The organism is Streptomyces sp. NPDC002787, from assembly GCF_053592095.1.
In genome coordinates this window covers 345,807-364,858 of record NZ_JBSFVC010000001.1, presented here as the reverse complement: position 1 = coordinate 364,858, position 19,052 = coordinate 345,807, and the positions used below count along the sequence as shown (strand labels likewise).

Genomic DNA, 19,052 nt, shown 5'->3' with positions numbered 1-19,052 from the left:
TGGCGGTTGGCGTGCTGGGCGTGGTGCCCTGAGCCCTTCGTTCAGCCCGTCGCGGGTGCGTCTTCGCGTGCGGTCTGCCGGCGCAGGACCCGGCGCAGGACCTTGCCGAGGTCGTTGCGCGGCAGCTCGGGCAGGAAGCGCACTTGGGCGGGTACGCGGCTGGAGCGCAGGTGCGTCGCGACCCAGTCCTTGAGCTCCTTCTCCTGTGCCGTCGCGCCCGGGCTCAGGACGACGGCGGCGACGACGATCTCGCCCCACTCCTCGTCCGGGGCCCCGAAGACAGCAGCGTCGGCGACCTTCGGGTGGTCGAGCAGGACGTTCTCGATCTCGCCGGGCGAAAGGTTCTCTCCCCCGCGCACGATCACGTCGTCGAGGCGGCCTTCGACGAAGACGTATCCGTCGCGGTCGATACGGCCGGCGTCCCGGGTGCGGAACCACCCCGCGTCGTCGGCTCGCGAAGCCGAGGTGTACTCACCGGAGACCTGCGGTCCGCGCACCCACAACTCGCCGCGCTCACCTGCGTCCACGTTCCGGCCGTACGCGTCCCGTACGACGATCTCGACGCTCGGCAGCGGCCTGCCCACCGACTCCAGGCGGGCACGCTGTTCGGGATCACCGGCCACCAGGGCCTTCCGGTGGTCCTCCGGACCGAGCACCGCGATCGATGAGGCAGTCTCGGTCAGGCCGTAGGCATTGACGAAGTCCACATGCGGAAGCAGTTCCAGGGCCTTTTCGATCACCGGCCGTGGCATGCGTCCACCGCCGTACGCGAGATGACGCAGATCCGGCAGCGCCGTGCCTGTCCGCGTCAGCACCTCGACGATGCGGGCGAGCATGGTCGGCACGACCATGGCGTGTGTGATGCGCTGCTCGGCCGCGGTCCGCACCCAGGCATGCGCCTCGAAGTCGGGCAGCTGCACGATGCGCCGCCCGCCGTAGATGCCGGTGAGCAGCCCGGCCACGCCGGCGATGTGGTACGGCGGCACACTGACCAATGCGGCCTCATCCTCGTCGGCGGCGAGCAGTTCCGTCGCGTTCAGGACGTACGACGTCAGGTGCCGGTGCCGCAGCACGGCGACCTTGGGTTTGCCGGTGGTGCCGCTGGTGTGCAGCAGGACCGCCGGCCGGTCGGGGTCCTGATGCGGTGTTTCGCCGGTGGCTTCCGCGGCACGTACGGACGTCACGAACGCCTCGGGGGTGCTGACGCGCAGACCGTCCTGTCCAGGCACTACGCGGGCCGTGCGCTCGCCGGCGATCAGTGTGGTGGGCAATTGGTCGGTCACCACAGAAGTGAAAGGACCACGTGCGAGCCGGTAGCTCACCGGGGCGAACGGCCTGCCGGCGGCGGCCGCGCCGAACAGCGCGATCGGAAACGCCTGCGTCGCCGCACCGGCGAACAGCAGCGGCCGGCCCGGCGGTTCCGCCAGGACGGTCGCCGCCTTCGCTGCCAACCCGTGCAGTTCGCCGAGGGTCAGGCCCGTGCGCGCGTCGCCCAGGGCGACGCGGTCGGGTGCGACACCGGCGACGATGTCGAGGAGGGTGACGATATTCATCGCAGCGGCCTCAGTCCGATGAGGGCAGGGCCTTGGCGGCCGCGGCTGCGAGGGGACGTCCGTCGAGCAGCAGAGGACCGGGACCGCTTCGCGTGCACAACAACTCCACGGTGCTCTCCTCGTCCCGGTACCGCTTGCCGATCAGCAGCTCGTCGGCCCCCGATGGGGCGTCCGTGCTGTCCGGAACGTGGGGGCCGAGCGCGGCGCCGGCGCAGGTCAGCTGGACGTCGCGGCCGGGGGCGCGGATCACGATGAACTCGGCGGTGCTGGCCGCGGATTTCAGCTTCAAACCGGGAGTGATGTCCATGGGCGCGCTTGCTCCTTGTCCGTGACGGCGTCGGTGCGGCTCAGCCGTAGATCGTGGGTTCGGTGGGGGTGTCCGGAGCCCAGAGCGGTCCGGAGTCGCGAGGCTCACCCAGCTCACGGCGGGGCAGCCGGACGGTGGCGGTGGCGATGGCGGTCTCGATGCCGTCCTGGTTGACCACGCGGGCGCGCACGTCGACGCGGCCTTCGCCGTGCTGCAGATAGACCCGCTCGACGGAGCCGACCAGCGTGTTGGTGTCGCCGATGAGGTTGGGCCGACGGAGTTGGGCGCTGAGCGTCAGCAGGTCGCCCCAGTCCCCCATCCAGTCGGCCACCAGCTGACACAGCCAGGCGATGCGCTGCGGCCCGTAGTCGAAGGTCGTGGCCTGTGCCCGGTTCTTGCGGGCGTACGCGGGATCGGCGCGGCCGCCTGCCCCCATGTCGATGGTGCCCTCGTCGACCCTGGCCGAGCGGCCGATGGTCAGAGTGCCGTAGCTGAAGAGGTACAACTCCGTGGAGGTGTAGGTGCCTTTGGGGAGCGCGGGGAGCTGGTGTCCCTCGCGGACGTCCTCCCAGTGGAGAGGGGCCGCGCCGCGGCGGGTGCGCTGCCAGACGAGCGGGTCGGGGGCGATCTGGCCGTCCCTGCGCGGGGTCGAGGAGGCGACACCGCCTCCGGGGTTGGCGAAGCGCAGCATGTGGTTGGTGATCCGGCCGACGAGCTCTGCGCGGTGGTTGTAGTACTCGGTGCGTCCCGAGCAGACCAGCGCGTCGCCCAGTTGCGGCATCTCCCGGTGCTTGATGTCGACAGGGATCTCGATCGAGCGGACCCGATCGCCCCGCCAGACGGGCCGTATCCATTCGATGTCCGCACCCAGGTAGAGGATGCTCAGGTCTCTCATCGCCACCGCGTCGTGCGGGATGTGACCCCAGATGGACGCGTTGGCCCCGAAGTTGATCGAGAACAGGAACGATGGCGAGCCGGTGAGGCTGTGAAACCGTGCCCTGTCGGCGTACTCGGCATCCCGGTAGAGAGGGTTGTAGTCGCCGGCCCCCTCGCTGTGGCGGCGCAGCCACTCGTCGGTGACCTCACGCCAGGGCCGCGGCGGCAAGGGGACGTTCAGGCCTTCCCGGAAGGCCTTCTCGAAGTCGTCCAGGGTGGTGATCCGGTTCATGCGACCACTCCCGTCACGCGCAGCTTGGTGATCTCCTCGTCCGTCAGCCCGAGCTCCTGGAGGAGTTCGTCGGTTGCGGCTCCTCGCTTCTGTGCGGGGCCGGGCGTCGGCAGGGGTGTGCGGCTGAACCGGGGCGCCGGCGGTGGCTGCGGTGTGTCGGTGGCGTCGGTGGACATTCCTCGTGCGACCAGGTGCGGATGGTGCACTGCTTCGGTCAGTTCGAGCACCGGCTGGACGCAGGCGTCGACGCCGTCGAAGAGCCGGGTCCACTCCTCGCGGGTCCGGGTGGCGACGATCTCGGCGATCCGCTGTGCGGCGGCGGGCCAGGCCGCCTTGTCCTGCTGCGTTCCGAGCTCGGACAGGTCGAGGCCGAGCACGCGCAGGAACTCGGCGTAGAACTGAGGCTCGATCGCCCCGACCGCGATCCAACCCCCGTCCGAGGTGCGGTAGGTGCGGTAGAACGGGGCGCCTCCGTCGAGGAGGTTGGTGCCTCGCTCCCGCCAGAGGCCGCGTGCCGCCATGGCATGGAACGGCGCCAGCATCAGGGCGAGCCCGTCGATCATCGCCGCATCGACCACCTGGCCCTCGCCTGACGTCTTCCGCTCAAGCAGTGCGGCGGCGACACCGAGCGCGAGCAGCATGCCGCCCGCGCCGTAGTCGGCGACGAGGTTGAGCGGTGGGACCGGAGGACCCGCCTGTTCACCGATGGCGGCGAGCGCGCCGGACAACGCCAGGTAGTTGATGTCGTGCCCGGCGCTGGAGTGCAGCGGGCCGTCCTGCCCCCAGCCGGTCATCCGGCCGTAGACGAGTCGCGGGTTGCGGGCGAGGCAGATCTCGGGGGCGAGACCGAGGCGTTCGGCGACGCCCGGCCGGAAGCCCTCGATCAGCACGTCGGCCCGTTCGGTCAGGGCCAGGACGAGTGCGCGACCGTCGGGCTCCTTGAGGTTGACGGCGATTGAGTGGCGACCGCGCGCGTGAGCGTCTGCGGGATAGCGGGGTGCATCGGGCCGCTCGACGCTCACAACCTCTGCGCCGAGGTCGCCAAGCAGCATGCAGGCGAAGGGAACCGGGCCCTGTGCGGCGAGTTCCACCACGCGCACACCCGCCAGCGGTCCGCTTCCGGCCGCCATCAGAACCCCTCGGGAGCGGTGCCGACGACGCCCTGCTCCACCAGACCGGCGTACGCCTCCTCGGTCAGTCCCAGTTCACCGATCAGTACCTCGCGGTTGTGTTCGCCCAGGGTCGGCGGGCGTCGAGTGAGCCAGGCGGGCCGGTCCTGGCGGCGGAACGGGAGTGTGGGCAACGGGACGGTGCCGGCATAGGGCAGTTCGGCCGTCTCGTACGCGCCGCGTCCCGCGAGGTGGGGGTGCTCGTGCACCCACCGACTGTCGATGGACACGGCGGCGGGGACACCGGCCGCGAGGAGCAGGCCGACGACATCCTCCGCCTCGCGGTCCGCGACCCAGGCGCCGATCCGGGCCTCGACCTCGTCCGCCGCCGCCTGCCGACCGGCACGGTCGGAAAGGGCCGGATCGGTGCGCCAGTCGTCGCAGCCGAGGACGTCGGCCAGTGCGTGCCACTGCCGGTCGTCCAGGACGGAAAGGCCCACCCAACGCTCCGGGCCTTTCGCCCGGAACATTCCTTGAACGTGCGCTTCTGTTGCCCTATTGCCGGTGCGGTGGAGGAGCTCACCGTCGGCGGTCCAGCGGATCACCTGCTCGGACGCGATGGTCAGGGCCGCCTCGGCGAGTGCGGCCTCGACCAGCATTCCCTCGCCGGTGACGCGGCGCTGCAGCAGCGCGGCCGACAGAGCGAAGAAGGCGTTCGCGCCGCCCATCGGATCGGCCGGGCCCTGGGGATTGGTGGGGTCGCCGCCTGCGTAACCGGTGCGCCAGTACAGCCCGGAGAACTGCTCGACGGTCTGGGCGTATCCGACCATCTCGCGGCGCGGGCCGGTCAGCCCGAAGGCAGGCATGCGCAGCATCGCCAGCCGGGGGTTGACGCGGTGTACACCGTCCCAGTCGAGTCCGGCGGTCTCGAGCACTCGCGGAGCGAAGTTCTCCAGCAGGACGTCGGAGTTCTCGATCATCCGCATCAGCAGCTCGCGCCCTTCGGCGCGGGTGAAGTCCAGGGTGACGTTGCGCTTGTTGAAGTTCGCGCCCAGATGGAAGTTCCCGCATTCCCACCAGTGGTCGCGGCTCACGGGCACGCCGCCCATGGTCCGCGAACCGTCGATACGGCGGCAGCTCTCCACTTTGACCACGTCCGCGCCGAACGCGCCGAGCACCGAGCCGACGTAGGCGCCGACCCACCAGGTACCGAGGTCGAGGACCCGCAGGCCCTCGAACGGCAGGCCGTCCGACGTTGCCCGGCCGGCGGAGCGGGCCGGTTCGTCGACGCGTTTGGCACGCCGGGCACGCACTCCGTTGAAGAGGAACGGCGGCTTCGGAGCCATGAAGTCGCCTTCGGGATGCTGCTCGTAGAACTCGCGTGCCTTGACCTGCTCGTCGGTGAGGACCGTCCGGCCGTTGTGGACCGGCGCCGCAGGGATTCGGAACGCGGCGGCGGCATCCACGCACTCCTGCACCGTGTGCCGGCTGGTCCAGGCTCTTACCGCCTCGGTCCACTCGGCCATCCGCGCGTAGCGTCCGTAGAAGCTCCGCATCTGCTCGTCGTCGAGCCAGTCGGGGCGCTCGATGAGGACCAGGAAGTCCTCATGATTGCTCGCCGAGGCGAGGTTGAGACCGATCCAGCCGTCGGCGGCCGGCTCGACGCTCGGTGTCAGGCGGACTCGGGGGATGGGGTCGCGCGTCGGCGGTTCGGTCACGGCGGCGGCGATGTTCTGGAACAGGTTGGTGGCGTACGCCGTCACCTCGAGCAGCGACACGTCGATCGCCTGCCCCTGCGCCCCTCCCTGGATGGCGGTGATCGCGGCGCCGGCCGCCATGGTGCCGGCGATCCACAGACTCTCCGAACTGCCGGTCATGATCGGGCACGAGGCCATCGAACCACGCAGGCAGAGCGAGCCGGCTTCCACCTGGAGGGTGAACTCGCTCCACGGACGCCCCCGTCCGGCCCACGGGCCGTCGAGACCCCACGGAGTGATGACGACGACGGCCGCGTCGCCGAACCGGTCGAGCAGGCCGTCGGCGGGTGCGTCGGGAAGTTCAAGGATCACGATGTCGGGCTCACCGGCCGCGGGCAGGTCCTGCAGCGAGCCGACGGCCGCCTCTTTGCCGTAGTGCAGGTAAGCGTCGAATTCGGGGCCGCGCCCCACGGTGTCGGCTCCGCCGACCCTGGTGACACGGGCGCCCGCGTCATGCAGGAGCCGGCCGGCGTAGCCGCCGGCGATCGAGGTGGACCACTCGACTGCCCGGAGCCCGTTCAGCGGAGCCGCGGTGTGCGATTCACTCACGTCACACCACCGCCACGAGGTCACCGAGGCCGGACAAGGTGCGGGCCGGACCGCCGAGCGCGAGTCCGCCCTGGCGCGCGGCCAGGTAGTAGCGGTGCAGCGGGTAGTCCAGGTCGATGCCGAGGCCCCCGTGCAGCTGCATCGCGGTCTCTGTGACGCGGTCGGGGGCGGTGGCCGCCCACCAGGCGGCGACCGCCACCGCATCCCTGTCGAGGGTTCCCCGCGCGAGCAGCCACGCCGCGCGCCAGGCCGTGAGACGGACTCCTTCCACGTCGATGTAGGCGTCGGCGACCTTGTGCGACACCGCCTGGAAGGTTCCGATGGCACGGCCGAACTGCTCGCGCTCGCAGACGTAAGACGCGGTCATCCGCAACGCCTCCTCTGCCGCGCCTAATTGGGCCATGCACCGGGCGACGGTCACCGAGGCGTCGATCAGGGCTGCGTCCTCGGTCGCCAGGTCTCCAGGAGCCACCACGACGTCCCGCTGAGGGACGCCGTAGCCGTCCAGGTCCAGCCTGCTGCGCCGTCGGCGATCGATGGACGAGTGGGAGGTGAGCGTGGCGCCCGGCCCGTTCGGGTCGACCAGCAGAAGGCCGATGCGCCCCTGGTCATCGGCGGCCTGGACGAGTATGCGGTTGGCGGCCGAGGCGAGCGGGATGTGCGACATCGCGCCGTCGACCCGCCAGGTGCGGCCGTCGAGACGGGCATGGAAGCCGGGCGACGAGAACGATGCCGTGGGCGGTGCCGAGGTGAGCACCGAGTCCCCCGCCGCATAGGGCGCGAGGAGCCGCTTGTGCTGTTCGTCGGTGCCGAACCGGCTGACAGGAAGGGCTGCGGCGACCGCGGACTCAACCAGGAAGAGGGGCGCCGCCGACTGTGCCGCGGCCTTGATCACGAGGCACTGCTCGACGAACCCGGCGTCGCTGCCGCCCTGTGCTTCGGGGATCGCGATGCCGAGCAGACCCGCCTTCGCGAGCTCGGCCCACAGCTGTCGGTCGAACGGCTCGTCCTGAGCCTCCACCTCGGTGAGCCGCTGCGGGGTGGCGAGGCCGCCGATGATCGCCGCGGCGAGGCCGGCCACGTCCTGTTCCTGCTCGTCGTAGCTGTAATCCACTGTGTCGACTCCTGGGTGTCCGGGTGGCGGTTCGGCGATTCCGGGCGAGGATCAGCGCTTTGCGCGCGGCAGGCCGAGGCCGAGCTGGGCGATCAAGTCGCGCTGGATCTCGTTCGCACCACCGATGAACGTCATGACGTTGGAGGACCCCGCGATCTTGGCGAAGCGGCCGTCCCCGACCGCACCGGGAGAGTCGGCGTCTAGTCCGGAATCGAGACCGACCACCTCGTGCAACAGATGACGCGCGTGGCCCGCCAGTTCGGAGCCGAACACCTTGGCGGCCGACACCTCGGCGGGATCCAGTCGGCCGGTGTCCGCGGCGGTGGCGAGCTTGGCGTTGAGCAGCCGCTGGAACTCGATGCGGGCGTGGAGCCGGGCGAGTGCCTGGCGCACCGAAGGGTCGTCCAGGACATACGAGCCATCAGGCGCCTTGGTCTCGGCGGCCCACTCCCGCACACTCGCGAGAATCTGCTCGAAGGGCGCCGTGGCCACCACGGCGACGCGTTCGGTGTTGAGCTGACCGGTGATCATTGCCCAGCCGTTGTTCTCCCCGCCGATGCAGTTCTCCACCGGCACCCGGACGTTGTCGAGACCGACCGCCGCGACGGAGTGGTCGCCGAGGGTCCGCAGCCGGGTCGAGGAGACACCCGGGGCATGCCGTGGCACAACCAGGATGGAGATGCCGCGGTGCTTGGGCGCTTCGGGGTCGGTGCGCACGGCGAGCCACAGGTAGTCCGCGGCCTCCATCACTCCGGTCCAGAGCTTCTGGCCGTTGATCACGTACTCGTCGCCGTCTCGCACGGCGCGCGTGCGCAGCGACGCCAGATCGGTGCCGGCCTCCGGTTCCGAGTAGCCGACGGCGAAGTGGACTTCGCCGCGCAGAATGCCCCGGACCAGCGTCTCGCGCTGCTCGGGTGTGCCATGGGCCGCGATGGCGGGACCGATGCTGTTGATGGTGAGCAGCGGGACCGGCACGTTCGCCCTGGCCGCCTCGTCGTTGAAGATCGCCTGCTCGACCATGGTGAAGCCCTGGCCGCCCAGCTCCTTCGGCCAGCCGACACCCAGCCAGCCGTCCTCCCCCAGCCTGCGGATCACCCGCCGGTACACGGCCGTGGCACTCGGCGCATAGTGACCGTCGCGCAGTTCCTCGCGCACCTCGGGTGTCATCAACTCGGCGAAGTAGGCGCGCAACCGCGCCCTCATCTCCAACTGCGCCGCTGTCTCCGCCAAGTGCATGTGCTCTCCTCTGAGCAGCTTCCCCGGACGCCGTTGGCGCGCTTCCAGGCAACCAGCATTACGTGCGATTACTCAAGCATTGCGGAGCACTTTCCCCTCAGGGGATCAGGTCTTACTGTGTGGGACAGAGAGCCGCTTCCGAGCTCGCAGGAGACCTATCGGCAGCGCAGATATGGGAGAACTAATGGCTTGATGACAAGCAAATTCCTGATGAGCGGCCGCCTGGAAATCACCGAAGCCGGCGCCCCGGTGGCGCCGCTTCATGTCGTTCCGCTCGACGGCATGGACTGGGACGATCCCTTGCTCCCGCCTCGCGCGGTTCCTGCTCCGCTGCTCGTGGGCGTTGCCACTGCGCCGCTCCCACCCGACGCGGTGCCGGTCGTCGAGCAGCTCACGGTCACCCTCGGCGGAGGACTCGCCCCCTACTGCGCGGGGACGGCTACGGATCTCGACGCCGTCCGCGCCACGGTCGCCGGCGCTCCGTACGCCGCGCTCACACTGGATGGCACACTCCGAGCGACGGCCAAGTCATCGGTCGCCGAAGGACTGCTCATCGAGTCCCTCTCCTACTCGATGCTGCTCGGCGCCCCGGAGTTCGCGGCCTGGCGCTCGCGCTCGAAGCCGCGCCTCGTGGCGCCCTGTACGGAACCGGTGCTCCTCGACCGGGGCGACGGCACGCTACGGATTACTCTCAACAGGCCCGAGCGGCACAACGCGTTCGGCCACGCCGTGCGCGACGGGCTGCTCGAAGGGCTGGAGTTGGCGCTCCTCGACCCAACTGTGGAGCACGTTGTGGTGAGCGGCGCAGGTCCGTCGTTCTGCAGCGGTGGCGACCTGGACGAGTTCGGCACGGCGCCGGACATCGCGACCGCCCACTACCTCAGGCTGCACCGGTCCGCCGCACGTCATGTCGCCGCTCTCGGCGACCGAATCCGCTTCGAGGTGCACGGCGCCTGCATCGGGGCGGGCGTCGAAGTACCGTCCTTCGCACCCCGCGTGACGGCGGCGGACGATGCGTACTTCCGGCTGCCCGAATTGAAGATGGGCCTGATCCCGGGAGCCGGGGGCACGGTTGGCGTCACGCGCAGGATCGGGCGGTGGCGGACGGCGTATCTCGCGTTGACCGGGCGCGCCATCGATGCGGCGACGGCGCTGGACTGGGGGCTGGTGGACGCGCGTGCTGAGTAAGGGGTCCTTTCACTATGAGCGTCCGATCAGGTCGCGTGGTCTGGTGCCGTGCATCGCAAGGCGCCGGAGAGCCCTCGATGGGGGTGCCCCCGCTCGAGCGGAGTCGAGAGTGGGGGAGGAGCTACTAGGGCTTTTCGGCAACGCGGCGAGGTGCGGTGCCAGACCACGCAACCCGGACGGGCATAGTGAAAGGACCCCTAAGGGGACCGTTCAGGTGGAGGATGGAGGAACGCCCGTGCCCGACACGGTGTTCCGTGACGTGGAGGTCGACGGCCAGATGGTCGACGTCCATGTACGTGATGCGACCGTCGTGGCGGTCGGTGATGTCACGCCCGCCCCCGGCGCAGAGGTGGTCGAGGGGCACGGCGGCGCCCTGCTGCCCGGGCTGCACGATCACCATCTGCATCTCCTCGCGATGGCGGCCGCCGCGTCCTCCGTCGACTGCGGTGTCCATGCGGGCGACCCCGGCGGGCTGGCCGCCGCGCTGCGCTCGGCCCCCGGCACCTGGGTGCGCGCCGTCGGCTACCACGAGCGCACGACGGGCCGCCTCGACCGGGAGGTACTCGACGCGTGGGTGCCCGACAGGCCAGTTCGTGTCCAGCACCGCAGCGGGGCCCTGTGGATGCTGAACTCCCCTGCGCTGGCTCTCGTCGACCACGTCCTGGACCACTCCCCCGATGTTGAGCGCGATGCCGGCGGCCGCCCCACGGGCCGACTGTGGCGCTACGACACCAGACTGCGGCCCGCGCTGCCCCACAGCACACCCGATCTCGCGCCCGTCGGCCGCACCCTGCTCTCGTACGGCATCACGGGCATCACCGACGCCACCCCGGACCTCGATGCGGAGGCAGGCGCACTCATCGCCGCCGCCCCGCTGCCGCAGCACCTCCTGCTGCTCGGCGTCCCAGATGGCCTGCCGCTGCCGCCCGGTGTGCGCTCCGGCCCATACAAGCTGCACCTGCGGGACCACGACTTGCCTCCGCTCGGCGAACTGACCGAGCTGATAGCCGCGAACCACCGCGGTGGCCGTGCAGTTGCAGTCCACTGCGTCACCGCCGAGTCCCTGCTGCTCACCGTCGCCGCACTGCGGGCCGTCGGCCCGCTGCCGGGCGACCGGATCGAGCACGCGTCCGTCGTACTCCCGGGCGTCGCGGCCGACATGGCCCGGCTCGGCGTCGCGGTCGTCACCCAGCCGGGTTTCGTGTACGAGCGTGGCGACGACTATCTGGCGACGGTGGAGCCCGGGGAGCTGCCGTACCTCTACCCGTACCGTTCGCTGCTCGACAGCGGGCTGCGCGTAGCTCCGTCGAGCGACGGCCCGCACGCGTCCTGTGACCCCTGGCGCACCATCGCTGCCGCCGACCGGATCACGGTCGGTGGCAGCGTACTCGGCCCGGCCGAGCGGGTCGGCCGCGCCAGGGTGCTGGCCGGGTATCTCTCCTCGGCCGAGGACCCCGGCGGGGCCGTTCGACGGGTCTGCCCGGGGACGCGTGCGGACCTGTGCCTGCTCCATGTGCCCCTGAGGGAGGCACTCGCGGCCGCGCCCGCGAATCCGGTCAGGCTCACGATGACGGCCGGATGCCCTACCTGACGGCTGGCATGGCGGCTCTTCCACTCAGTGGGAACGCGGCTTGTCCGTCGCTCCGTCCGGATCAGACTGCAGTCGCCCGAACTGCATCCGGCTCTTCGAAGACGAAGGAGATCCACCACCGTGCAGGCGCAGCAGCCCGCGCTCGACGCGTTCGTCGGCGTCGAGGCCGAACCGCCACGTGTGGCGCGCTATGCCGTCAACGAGGCGATGATCCGCAACTGGGTGGAGGCGCTCGAGGACGCCAATCCCGTCTACGTCGACCGGGAGGCGGCGCGGGCCGCCGGGAGGCCCGACATCATCTGCCCGCCCGCCATGCTCTCGACCTGGGTGATGAACGGCTACCGGCGCTGGCGGGAAGTGCAGGCGACGCGGGCGGCGGGCAAGGAGGAGGACTTCGCGTACTCGCGGCTGATGAACCTCCTCGACCAGGCCGGCTTCACGTCCGTCGTCGCAACCGACATCGACCAGCGCTACCTCTGCGAGCTGCACCCAGGCGATCGCGTGACCTGTTACTACACGATCGCGGCGGTGTCTCCGCTCAAGCGGACCGCGCTCGGCGAGGGTCACTTCGTGACGCTCCACAAGAGGTACACCGATGAGCACGACGAGACGGTGGCGGAGGAGGAGTTCCGGCTCCTGCGCTTCCGCCCGATGACCAAGGCGCGGGATCGGCGAGGGGGCGCCGACGCCGAGGAGCGGGACAAGCAGGTGGACCAGCAGGCCGCCGCATCGGAGGTTCCCTCATGAGCGCGTCCAAGTCCGAGCCACCGCCCCGGACTTCGGTCCCGCCTCTGATCGTCACCCAGGACAACGCGTTCTGGTTCGAGGGAGCGCGGCAGGGCCGCCTGCTGATCCAGCGCTGCGCCGACTGCGGCACACTCCGGCACCCCCCGGGCCCCGCCTGTCCGGCCTGCCGGTCGTTCGACTGGGACACCGTCGAATCCACGCGCCGCGCGACGCTGCACAGTTACACCGTCGTCCACCGTCCGCAGGACGCCGCCTTCACCTATCCCCTGGCTGTCGGCCTGGCCGACCTGGAGGAAGGCACCCGGCTGGTGGCCGACATCTCCGACACGGACCTGGCCAACCTGCGTATCGGCATGCCGATGGAGGTCGTCTTCGCCGAACATGCGCACGGGGCGGTCCTGCCGCGGCTGCGCCCCCGACAGGAGCCCGCATGAGCCTGCCCCTCCACACCGTCGGCACCCGCCTCCCTGAACTGGCCATCGCCCTCGACCGGACCGCCATCGTCGCCGGAGCACTCGCATCCCAGGACTTCGAGGACGTGCACCACGACCCGGGCAAGGCCCAGGAGCGCGGCACACCGGACATCTTCATGAGCATCAACACCACCAACGGCCACATCGACCGCTACATCACCGACTGGACCGGCCCGACCGGGCGCATCACCTCCGTCAAGCTGCGCCTGGGCATCCCCAACTTCCCCGGAGACACGATGCAGTTGGCCGGTGAGGTCGTCGAGCGCACCGAGCGGGAGACGACCATCGCGGTGACCGGAAGCAACGCCCGCGGCGTGCATGTCACCGCCCGCGTCACGGTCTCGGAGGTGGGCGCATGAACGGGCTCTCGGGCAGGGCGGCGATCGCCGGAATCGGCGCGACGGAGTTCTCCAAGGACTCCGGCCGCAGCGAGTGGCAGCTCGCGTGCGAGTGCGTGCTCGCCGCGCTGGACGATGCGCTGATCGACGTCGAGGAGGTCGACGGCTTCGCGCTGTTCACCATGGAGACCAACCCGGAGATCGCCGTGGCCCGTGCGCTCGGCATCCCCGAGCTGCGGTTCTTCAGCCGCATCCCGCACGGCGGGGGCGGCGCGTGCGCACCGCTGCAGCAGGCGGCGCTGGCCGTCGCCTCCGGCGTGGCGGACGTGGTCGTGGTCTACCGGGCCTTCAACGAGCGCTCCGGTCACCGCTTCGGCTCGGGCCCGCCTCCCTTCGCGTACGCGCACAACACCGACCAGGAATACCGCAACTGGATCACCCCGTACGGCCTGCTGACCCCGGCCGCCCAGGAGGCGCTCCTGGCGCGCCGCTACATGCACCGCTACGGCGCGACGAGTGCCGACTTCGGCGCCGTGTCGGTGCTGTCGCGCGCGTACGCGGCGACCAACCCGCGCGCCTGGTACTACGGCCGGCCGATCACCCTCGATGACCACCAGGAGTCCCGGATGATCGCCGATCCTCTCCGCCTGCTGGACTGCTGCCAGGAGTCCGACGGCGGCCAGGCGCTGGTGATCGTCAGCGCCGAGCGCGCCCGCGACCTGCCGAATCCGCCCGCCGTCATCACCGGCGCCGCGCAAGGCGTGGGCCCGCAGCAGATCTCGATGAGCAGCTACTACCGCGAGGACATCGACGAGATGCCCGAAGTGGAGCTGGTGGCGGCGCAGTTGTGGCGGCAGGCCGGGCTCGGCCCGGACGGGATCGATGCCGCGATCCTCTACGACGCGTTCACCCCGATGCTGTTGCTGCAGTTGGAAGAGTACGGATTCTGCAAGCGCGGCGAGGCGAAGGACTTCATCGCGGCGGGCAGCCTCGAACGCGACGGCCAACTGCCGGTCAACACCCACGGCGGCCAGCTCGGAGAGGCCTACATCCACGGCGTCAACGGCATCGCCGAAGGCGTCCGCCTCATCCGCGGCACCTCGGTCAACCAGCCGTCGAAGGAGATCAACAACGTGCTCGTCACCGGAGGCTCACCCGTGCCGCACAGCGGCCTCGTCCTGAGCGTGGACCGGTGAGCGCCGGCGTGCGCCCGGTCGAAACCCGGGCGGTGACCGAATGGGCTGCGGAGGCCGACGTCGTGGTGGTCGGCTTCGGGGTCGCGGGTGCCTGCGCCGCCTACGAGGCGGCAGCGGCCGGGGCTTCTGTGCTGGTGCTGGAACGGTCGGGAGGTCCGGGGGGCGCGTCCGCGCTGTCGGACGGGATGGTCTACCTCGGCGGCGGCACATCGACGCAGCTCGCAGCTGGAGTCATCGACACACCTGAGGCGATGCGGACGTTCCTCCTCGCTGCGTGTGGGCCGGCGCCCGACGCGGCCAAGATCGACCTGTACGTCGAGCGCAGCGTGGAGCACCACGACTGGCTGCTCGCCCGTGGTGTCCGGTTCCTCGGCAAGGTCAACCCGAACAGCGCCGGGCCTTCGGCGGCCGACGGCGAGGGCCTGATGTTCACCGGCGGGGAGAACGCCTGGCCGTTCGACGACATCGCCGCGCCCGCCCAGCGTGCCCACGTCACCCAGGGTGCACGCCCCGGCGGTTCCGCCCTGATGGCGGCCCTGAGCGACGCAGTCGTCGAAGCCGGAGCGAAGCCGATGTACGACGTCCGCGCGGAACGGCTGATCGTCGAGGACGGCCGGGTGTGCGGCGTTGTCGCCCGCCGCTACGGCGAACAGCTGGCGTTCCGTGCGCGCGGAGGCGTGGTACTGACCGCGGGCGGCTTCGCCTTCGACGACGACCTGCTCCGCGCCCACGCCCCCGCGGCCCTGCGGACACGGACCCGGCTGGGCACCGACGGCGACGACGGGCACGGCATCCGCATGGCACAGGCCGTCGGGGCGAGAGTGAAGCGCATGGACAGCCTGGAATGGGCGCTGCCCTTCAACATGGCCCGGGGCAATCTCTCCGGCATCCTCGTCAACTCCCTCGGCCGCCGCTTCATCAACGAGGACACGTACATGGGCCGGGTCGGACAGGCCGCTCGAAACGAGGAGGCGGTGTTCCTCGTGGTCGACGAGGAACACTACGACCCGGACGCCTTCCGCGTGCCGGCGACCGCGGTGGCCGAGACCGCCGATGAGCTGGCCTCCGAGATCGGCCTGCCGCCCGGTTCGCTGTCCGCCACGCTGGCCTACTACAACGAGCACGCCGCCCGCGGCGACGACCCGCTGTTCCACAAGCGCCCACAGTGGCTGACCCCCCTCACCGGCCCGCTCGCCGCGTTCGACCTGCGGCCTCGGCGCTTCCCCAACGCCGTCTTCACGCTCGGCGGCCTGGACACCCTGCCCACCGGCGAAGTGCTCGACGCCGCCGCCGAACCTGTGCCCGGCCTGTACGCGGCCGGACGCACCTCCTCGGGCGTCGCCGCCTCCGGCTACTGCAGCGGACTCTCACTCGGCGACGGCTCGCTCTTCGGACGGCTCGCGGGCCTCAGCGCCGTACGAAGGGACTGATGTGTACCCGGACCTGTCCCCCGAGTCGAAAGCCCTGCGGTCGCGGCTGCGTGCCTACTTCGCCGAGATCATCAGCCCCGAGGACCGCGAGGAACTGCACCGTCAGGACGAGGGCGGCCCCGTCTTCGACCGCATCCTGCGCCGGATGGGCAAGGACGGCTGGCTGGGGCTCGGCTGGCCCGAGGAGTACGGCGGGCGAGGCGCCGACCCGGAGGCTCTGTTCGTCTTCTACGACGAGGCCGTCCGCGCGGATGCTCCGCTGTCGCTGGTCACGCTCAACACGGTGGCGCCGACGCTGATGAAGCACGGCACCGAGGAGCAGAAGGCGTACTTCCTGCCGAAGATCCTCGCCGGAGAGCTGAACTTCGCGATCGGCTACACCGAACCGGACGCCGGCACCGACCTCGCGTCACTGCGTACCCAGGCCCGTGTGGACGGGGACGAGTTCGTGATCGACGGGAGCAAAGTCTTCACCAGTGGCGCGATGTTCGCCGACTGGATCTGGCTCGCCTGCCGCACCGACCCGGACGCTCCGCGTCATCGTGGCATTTCGATCATCACCATGCCCACCCGGACGCCCGGCTTCTCGGTCACGCCCATCACCACCGTCGGCGGGCACAGCACGACAGCGACGTACTACGAAGGCGTACGGGTGCCGACGAGCAACCTGGTGGGCGAACTCAACGGCGGCTGGCGCCTGATCACCGATCAGCTCAACCACGAGCGCGTGGCGCTGGCCGCACGCGGGGGCATCGCCAACGAGCTCTTCGACGAGACTCTCGCCTGGGCAAGGTCCACCCGGCTCGGGGGTGGGACGGTGTACGACGTCCCCTGGGTCAAGTCGCGGCTCGCGCAGGTGTACGCGCTCCTCAGCGCGTCGGATCTGGTCAATCTGCGGCTCGTCGCCGACATCGCCGCCAACACGCTGACGGGGGGCGACTCCAGCGCTGCGAAGGTGGTCGGCACCGAGTCGGTGGTGGCGGCGTACGGCCTGCTCCAGGAAGTGCTCGGCGCCGCTGGCCTGGTCCGTCCCGGCTCCCCGGCCGCAGCGATCGCGGGCCGTGTGGAGGCACTGGCGCGTCGTTCCCAGAACAACACGTTCGGCGGCGGCACCAACGAGGTGATGCGCGAGCTCGTCGCGACGCAGAGCCTCGGCATGACCCTCGCCTCCCGGCGCAAGGCGGAGCCACGAAAGGGTCAGGGCTGACATGGACTTCACTCTCGGGCCCGAGCTCCAGGAAGTCTCCGCGCTGTCCGCCCGGATCTTCACCGACCTCGCGCAGCCGCACCGGCTTCGCGAGGTGGAAAGCCAGGGCGGGTTCGACGACGCCTTGTGGCGCACCCTCGGTGAGGCCGACCTGATCGGGCTCACGCTGCCGGAGAGCGCCGGCGGGGCCGGACTCGGGCTGCTCGGCCTGGTCGCAGTGCTCGAACAGCAGGGCCGACGGGTGGCGCCCGTGCCTCTGTGGAGCGCGGTGACACAGGCCGCACTCCCCCTCGCGGAGTCGGGCAGCACCGAGCAGAAGGCGCGGTGGCTGCCGGACCTGCTCGCCGGGGCTGCAGTGGTCACCGGCTCGTTCGACCTCGACCTGGAACACCGCCCCACACTCAGCGCGATGCGCGACGGCGACCGCCTGGTCGTGTCGGGCGTACTCGCCTCGGTCCCGGCCGCACCGATCGCGGTCGCCTATGTCGTGCCGCTCACCACACCCGACGGCACACGGGTCGCCGTGGTGCCGGCAGACCGGGCGGGAATCACCGTCCGCCCGTACGCCGCGACCAACTGGGAGAGCAACGCGAGCGTGGCATTCGACGGCGTCCGTCTCGACCCAGCCGACTTGATGCCCGCCGACGGCGGCACAGTCGTCGACCGGGTCCGGACCCGTGCGCGGATCGCGCTCGCCGCACTCGCGACCGGAGTGTGCGAGGAAGCTGTGACGATCACCGCCGCGTACACCTCGCAGCGCACCCAGTTCGGCCGTCCCCTGTCGACCAACCAGGCCGTCGCCCTGCGCGCGGCCGACGCCCACCTCGACACCGAGCGGATCCGGCTGACCACCTGCAGGGCCGCCTGGCACGCCGACCGCGACGAGGAGGACGCGGCCCGCGCGGCCTCGCTCGTCGCCAAGTGGTGGGCTGCCACGGGCGGTCTGCGCGCGGTCCACGCCACCCAGCACCTGCACGGCGGCATCGGTGCGGACGTCGACTACCCCATTCACCGCTATTTCCTGTGGGGCCGTCAGATCGCCTTCTCGCTCGGCAGCGCCGGTGCGGTCGAAGCCGAGCTGGGCGACCTGCTGGACCGCGCCCCCGCGATCGGAGCACCCGCATGAGTCATCTCGCCCTCGTCACCGGGGCCAGCCGCGGCATCGGCCGCGCCATCGCCCGCCGACTGGCTTCCGACGGCATGGCCGTGGCCGCCGTATCGCGCACCCTCAGGCCCGGCGACGGCACGCTCGCCGGGTCACTCGAGGAGACCGTCGCACTCATCAACGACCAGGGCGGCACCGCGAAGGCCTTCGTCGCCGACCTCGGCCGACCGGACATCGACCGCGCGGCGCTGGTCGCCGACATCGAAGACGCGTTCGGTGCGCGAGTCGACGTCCTCGTCAACAACGCGGCCGCCGCCCGCCGCTACGAGACACCGTTCGCCGAGATGCCGCGCGCATTCTTCTACGACTCGGTGGAGACCAACGTCTGGAACACGTGGGATCTGATGAAGGCCGTGATCCCCGGGATGCGAGGGGCGGGCGCGGGCTGGATCGTCAATCTCTCCTCGCGGCTCGCGGGCCCGCGCGTCGGCCCACCGTACGACTGGCATCCGCTGGGTGGAGCCGTGCTGTACGGCGCGACCAAGGCGGCGATCGACCGGATCACCACCGGCGCGGCGATGGAGCTGCACGACGACCGGATCGCCGTCAACACGCTCGCGCCGAACCGCGGGGTGGCGACCGGCCACGCCGGCAAGGCCGTGCCCGGCTGGCCCTCGGAGCCCGAAGAGGCCATGGCCGAGGCCGCGTTGCTGCTGTGCACCGCCGACCCTGCCAAGGTCACCGGGCGGGTCGCCTTCAGCCTCGGCCTGCTCAAGGAGTTCGGCCGGCCGGTGCGCACGCTCGACGGATCCGCGCTCGTACCGGGCTGGCAGCCCGACGACATCGACCCGGCAGGCATCCTGCCGGACCACCTGGTGTTCAACCCGGCCCCGCCGGTCCCGGATTCGCTGAAGGAGACACGCGCGTGACCCAACCCGCCTCCCTGGTGCGGACGGTGAGCCCCCCTCCGGGCCCCGACGAACG

17 protein-coding genes are annotated in these 19,052 nt (G+C 70.8%); 10 read left to right on the top strand and 7 right to left on the bottom strand.

Features of this window, described 5'->3' with window-relative positions; translation table 11 throughout:
• Positions 1-41: 41 nt before the first annotated feature.
• Genes ACWD26_RS01495 through ACWD26_RS01465 form a run of 7 tightly spaced genes read right to left on the bottom strand, consistent with a single transcriptional unit; the run spans position 42 to position 8,793 of the window.
• Positions 42-1,553: a class I adenylate-forming enzyme family protein gene (locus ACWD26_RS01495; protein WP_451264993.1), complete on the bottom strand. Its 1,512-nt coding sequence runs from the start codon at positions 1,551-1,553 to the stop codon at positions 42-44.
• Between the two features lie 10 nt (positions 1,554-1,563).
• Entirely contained in the window at positions 1,564-1,860 is a 297-nt protein-coding gene (locus tag ACWD26_RS01490) for a hypothetical protein (protein WP_319336358.1), read from the bottom strand.
• Positions 1,861-1,900: 40 nt separating this feature from the next.
• Entirely contained in the window at positions 1,901-3,028 is a 1,128-nt protein-coding gene (locus ACWD26_RS01485) for an FAS1-like dehydratase domain-containing protein (protein WP_451264991.1), read from the bottom strand.
• Positions 3,025-4,158, bottom strand: a complete 1,134-nt coding sequence (locus ACWD26_RS01480; protein WP_451264989.1) for a CaiB/BaiF CoA transferase family protein — start codon at positions 4,156-4,158, stop codon at positions 3,025-3,027. Before ACWD26_RS01480 ends, ACWD26_RS01485 begins: the two co-directional genes overlap by 4 nt.
• A complete protein-coding gene (locus ACWD26_RS01475; protein ID WP_451264987.1) occupies positions 4,158-6,443 on the bottom strand; it encodes a CoA transferase in 2,286 nt (761 codons plus the stop codon). The genes ACWD26_RS01480 and ACWD26_RS01475 overlap by 1 nt, the downstream gene beginning before the upstream one ends.
• Position 6,444: 1 nt before the next feature.
• The gene (locus ACWD26_RS01470; protein ID WP_451264985.1) at positions 6,445-7,557 is read right to left on the bottom strand and encodes an acyl-CoA dehydrogenase family protein; all 1,113 of its coding nucleotides are present in this window, start codon (positions 7,555-7,557) and stop codon (positions 6,445-6,447) included.
• Between the two features lie 51 nt (positions 7,558-7,608).
• On the bottom strand, positions 7,609-8,793 hold the full coding sequence (locus tag ACWD26_RS01465) for an acyl-CoA dehydrogenase family protein (RefSeq protein WP_451264983.1): 1,185 nt from the start codon (positions 8,791-8,793) through the stop codon (positions 7,609-7,611).
• 192 nt (positions 8,794-8,985) lie between these two features.
• Here ACWD26_RS01465 and ACWD26_RS01460 point away from each other — a divergent pair, with 192 nt between their 5' ends.
• From ACWD26_RS01460 to ACWD26_RS01415, 10 genes are all read left to right on the top strand, one after another.
• Positions 8,986-9,981: an enoyl-CoA hydratase/isomerase family protein gene (locus ACWD26_RS01460; RefSeq protein WP_451264981.1), complete on the top strand. Its 996-nt coding sequence runs from the start codon at positions 8,986-8,988 to the stop codon at positions 9,979-9,981.
• A 235-nt stretch (positions 9,982-10,216) separates the two neighbouring features.
• Positions 10,217-11,572 (top strand): amidohydrolase family protein, encoded by a 1,356-nt coding sequence (locus ACWD26_RS01455; protein ID WP_451264979.1) that lies wholly within the window; start codon positions 10,217-10,219, stop codon positions 11,570-11,572.
• Between the two features lie 120 nt (positions 11,573-11,692).
• Positions 11,693-12,319, top strand: a complete 627-nt coding sequence (locus tag ACWD26_RS01450; protein ID WP_451264977.1) for an FAS1-like dehydratase domain-containing protein — start codon at positions 11,693-11,695, stop codon at positions 12,317-12,319.
• Positions 12,316-12,753 (top strand): Zn-ribbon domain-containing OB-fold protein, encoded by a 438-nt coding sequence (locus ACWD26_RS01445; protein ID WP_451264975.1) that lies wholly within the window; start codon positions 12,316-12,318, stop codon positions 12,751-12,753. Before ACWD26_RS01450 ends, ACWD26_RS01445 begins: the two co-directional genes overlap by 4 nt.
• Positions 12,750-13,151, top strand: a complete 402-nt coding sequence (locus tag ACWD26_RS01440) for a hotdog family protein (protein ID WP_319336379.1) — start codon at positions 12,750-12,752, stop codon at positions 13,149-13,151. The genes ACWD26_RS01445 and ACWD26_RS01440 overlap by 4 nt, the downstream gene beginning before the upstream one ends.
• The gene (locus ACWD26_RS01435) at positions 13,148-14,326 is read left to right on the top strand and encodes a lipid-transfer protein (RefSeq protein WP_451264973.1); all 1,179 of its coding nucleotides are present in this window, start codon (positions 13,148-13,150) and stop codon (positions 14,324-14,326) included. The genes ACWD26_RS01440 and ACWD26_RS01435 overlap by 4 nt, the downstream gene beginning before the upstream one ends.
• Positions 14,323-15,756: an FAD-dependent oxidoreductase gene (locus tag ACWD26_RS01430; RefSeq protein WP_451264971.1), complete on the top strand. Its 1,434-nt coding sequence runs from the start codon at positions 14,323-14,325 to the stop codon at positions 15,754-15,756. The genes ACWD26_RS01435 and ACWD26_RS01430 overlap by 4 nt, the downstream gene beginning before the upstream one ends.
• A gap of 1 nt (position 15,757) precedes the next feature.
• Entirely contained in the window at positions 15,758-16,963 is a 1,206-nt protein-coding gene (locus tag ACWD26_RS01425; RefSeq protein WP_451264969.1) for an acyl-CoA dehydrogenase family protein, read from the top strand.
• Between the two features lies 1 nt (position 16,964).
• The gene (locus ACWD26_RS01420; protein ID WP_451264967.1) at positions 16,965-18,089 is read left to right on the top strand and encodes an acyl-CoA dehydrogenase family protein; all 1,125 of its coding nucleotides are present in this window, start codon (positions 16,965-16,967) and stop codon (positions 18,087-18,089) included.
• On the top strand, positions 18,086-18,997 hold the full coding sequence (locus ACWD26_RS01415) for an SDR family NAD(P)-dependent oxidoreductase (RefSeq protein ID WP_451264965.1): 912 nt from the start codon (positions 18,086-18,088) through the stop codon (positions 18,995-18,997). The genes ACWD26_RS01420 and ACWD26_RS01415 overlap by 4 nt, the downstream gene beginning before the upstream one ends.
• Positions 18,998-19,052 lie beyond the last annotated feature (55 nt).